Here is a 1,458-nt window from a genome sequence, read left to right as displayed (position 1 = left end):
TCATCACCTGTGAGAATGGCGTCGATGGAAAGATCCTTGACCAGAGCGAAGATGCGCGAGGTCACCCCACCGGTCAGTGCCAAGACCTGCTTGAGAGATTTGACCTTCAGGTTGGACTTCTTTTCTAGTGGCATGGCAGCAATAAGGGTCTGGATCATGTCCGAGAACTCGGCATCGTCGCGCCAGTTTGGCAGATGATGTTCGTCCAGCCGTCGGGCAAGCTGGATATCACCGCGAATAGCATCGACGGCCTCGCTGACCCCAAGGCAGACCAGTGACACCTCGAGCTCATTGCTGAGATACCGAAGAACATTGAGAAAGCGGCGCTGTTCACGATGGGTCCCGGCCAAGAGGTTGTGGACCTCGTCGATCATGATCATCCGCAGGCCAAGGTCGCGCAAAAGCGCGATGACACGGACTTCGAGGGAGGCCACATTTTGAGCGCGCGCGCTCAGTGCCGTGGCCGGTGCTCCGACGGTCGCAAGGATGTGCAGATAGAACCGCCGTTCGTCGGGAGCTGGCGGCGCTTGTAGCAGCAACAGCGGCGTTCGCGTAATTCCCGATGCTGGGTCATATTCCGGTGCATACCTGCGCGACAGGTTGCGGGCGATCATCGTCTTTCCGATCCCGGATGCGCCATGCACAAGAAGGCCGGGCATACGGGTTTGCCTTGGCGCATCGATCATACCCTGCAAACGGTCCAGAACTTGTTCGGCTCGCGGAAAGCCGATCCAGATATCCGATTGAATGAGGGCGATCCGACCGTCTTCCTCTGTTGTCCCTGCCCTCAATTCACCATCTCTCCACTTTGAACAATGGGCGCGATGTATCACCCGTGTCGATCGGGCGCAGCCCTTCGGTTTTCGAGACAGCCGAGTTGGTGCCCTCCAATGTCCCTTTTCTTTCACGGGTTCTGCGTTCGGCCTTCGTCAGGCCCCGGCTTTCAGCTTCGATCTGGCGTTGCTGTCGGATCAGCTCAGCCAGCACCAGCTCATTAGACCCGGACTTGCCAAGGGCACGGGCCTTCCTCATCGCTTCGCGATATTCCCAGAGCGAGACGGGCGGAATTTCCAGGTTTCTGTACCGCGCCTCAACATACCGGCCATCGTCCAGTTCGACCCAGATCATTGAGATATCGCGAGGATCGTAGCGAACGACCACCTTTCCATCCCCGCGCCCAATGTGGCCTGCAAGGGCATCGGACCAGTACCTTATCTGGAACAGATGGATGCCGTCACGCCTGATCTTGCGCAGTTCACTCGGCAGGAAGCTCACCTGAAAGGCTTCCATCTCGAAGGGGATGTCGCCTGTCATTTGCTCTGAGAGCGCCTCCCATTTGGCAACGGGCGTGCAGCCAAGACTTGAATGAATGCTGTTGTTGTAACGGCAGATTTCCAGAGCAAACCAGCGATCGAATTCGCTCAACGTCATCGTGGCCTTGCTTTCGGCGTCATAGTC

Annotated in this window: 2 protein-coding genes; both read right to left on the bottom strand. The window is 57.5% G+C overall.

Features of this window, described 5'->3' with window-relative positions; genetic code table 11:
- Window positions 1–791, bottom strand: a 791-nt coding sequence (locus tag BUC08_RS24120) for a TniB family NTP-binding protein (protein WP_073194657.1), incomplete at its 3' end; no start/stop codon positions are given.
- Between the two features lies 1 nt (window position 792).
- Window positions 793–1,458 (bottom strand): Mu transposase C-terminal domain-containing protein (locus BUC08_RS24115; RefSeq protein WP_200796240.1); only part of this gene is annotated, 666 nt, incomplete at its 5' end.

This window comes from Pseudosulfitobacter pseudonitzschiae (genome assembly GCF_900129395.1).
GTDB classification, from domain to species: domain Bacteria; phylum Pseudomonadota; class Alphaproteobacteria; order Rhodobacterales; family Rhodobacteraceae; genus Pseudosulfitobacter; species Pseudosulfitobacter pseudonitzschiae.
Note: the sequence above shows the minus strand (reverse complement) of the source record. Positions and strands in the feature narration are given on the sequence as shown.